At 80.6% G+C, this 1,146-nt stretch carries 1 protein-coding gene; it reads left to right on the top strand.

All coding sequences use genetic code 11. The features are described from left to right. Positions 1-43: 43 nt before the first annotated feature. Entirely contained in the window at positions 44-724 is a 681-nt protein-coding gene (locus tag IHE55_RS30490; protein ID WP_197990874.1) for a TetR/AcrR family transcriptional regulator, read from the top strand. The last annotated feature ends 422 nt before the right edge of the window (positions 725-1,146 follow it).

The raw sequence follows: 1,146 nt of genomic DNA on the forward strand, positions 1-1,146 counted from the left end.
AATGAGGCCGCCGCCCGCCCCTTCCCAGCCACCGAGGTCGTCCGTGCCCGAGTCCGCCGCCCGCGAGCCCCGGCGGAGCCACGCGCGGTCCAACCGGGCCCGCATCCTGGCCACCGCGCGCAGGGAGCTGGGCCGGAACCCCGACATCACCCTGGAGGAGCTGGCCCGGGCCTCCGGCGTCGTGCGGCGCACCCTCTTCGGCCACTTCCCGGGCCGCGCGGCGCTGCTGGAGGCGCTCGCCGAGGAGGCGTCGGACACCTTGCGGCGCGCGGTGGCGGCCGGTTCCCGGCCCGCGGAGCCCGCCGAGCGGGCCCTGGCGCACCTCACCCTGGCCACCTGGCCGGTCGGGGACCGCTACCGGCTGCTGCTGGCCCTGGCCCGGCACGACCTGGGCGCCGAACGCGTGGCCGAGATCCTCCGGCCGGCCCGTGACGAGGTCACGGCCATCCTGGCGCGGGGGCAGCGGGACGGTGTCTTCCCCGCCCACCTGCCGCCCGCGGCGCTGAGCGCCGGCCTGGAGGCGATGGTGGTGGCCCTCCTGGAAGCGGTCAACAACGGCGCGCTGGAGGACGACGGCACCCGGGCCGCCGTCGCCACGCTGGTCGCCGCCGGGGTGGCGGAGCCACGGGCGCGTGCCGTGGTCGAGGACGTCGCCGGCGCGGCCACCGGCGAGCCCGTCGCGGCCCAGGCAGCCCCCGCCGCCGGGGCCGCCGACGCGGGCTGAGCCCCGCTCCCACGGACCGACCCGCCCGGCCCACCGGTACGAGTCGCCGACGGGCGACCGCACGCCGTGCCCCCGGCCGGCCGCGGGCCCCACCTCGCCGGCAGCCCGCATCCGACACACGAACGGCCGCGCCCCCGCCCGGCGAACAGCCCTCGCCCGGGGAACGGCGCTCGCCCCGGTTCCGCCGGGCCTTCCGGCGCTCGCGGACGAGCCGCGCCCGGCGAACGGCCCTCCCGCCCCGGTTCCGCCGGGCCCTCTCCGGTGCCCACGAACGGCCCCTTCCGCCGCACCGCGACGGCCCCGCCCGCAGGGGCGCATCCCCGGTGGGGCCGTGCTCTGATGCCAGGAGGGGCGCACCCGGACCCGCACGACGGCGGGACCGGCCGCCCGCAGCGGTGCCCCCGGAACCGACCCCGTACGGC

It is taken from the genome of Streptomyces pactum (assembly GCF_016031615.1).
GTDB classification, from domain to species: Bacteria; Actinomycetota; Actinomycetes; order Streptomycetales; family Streptomycetaceae; genus Streptomyces; species Streptomyces pactus.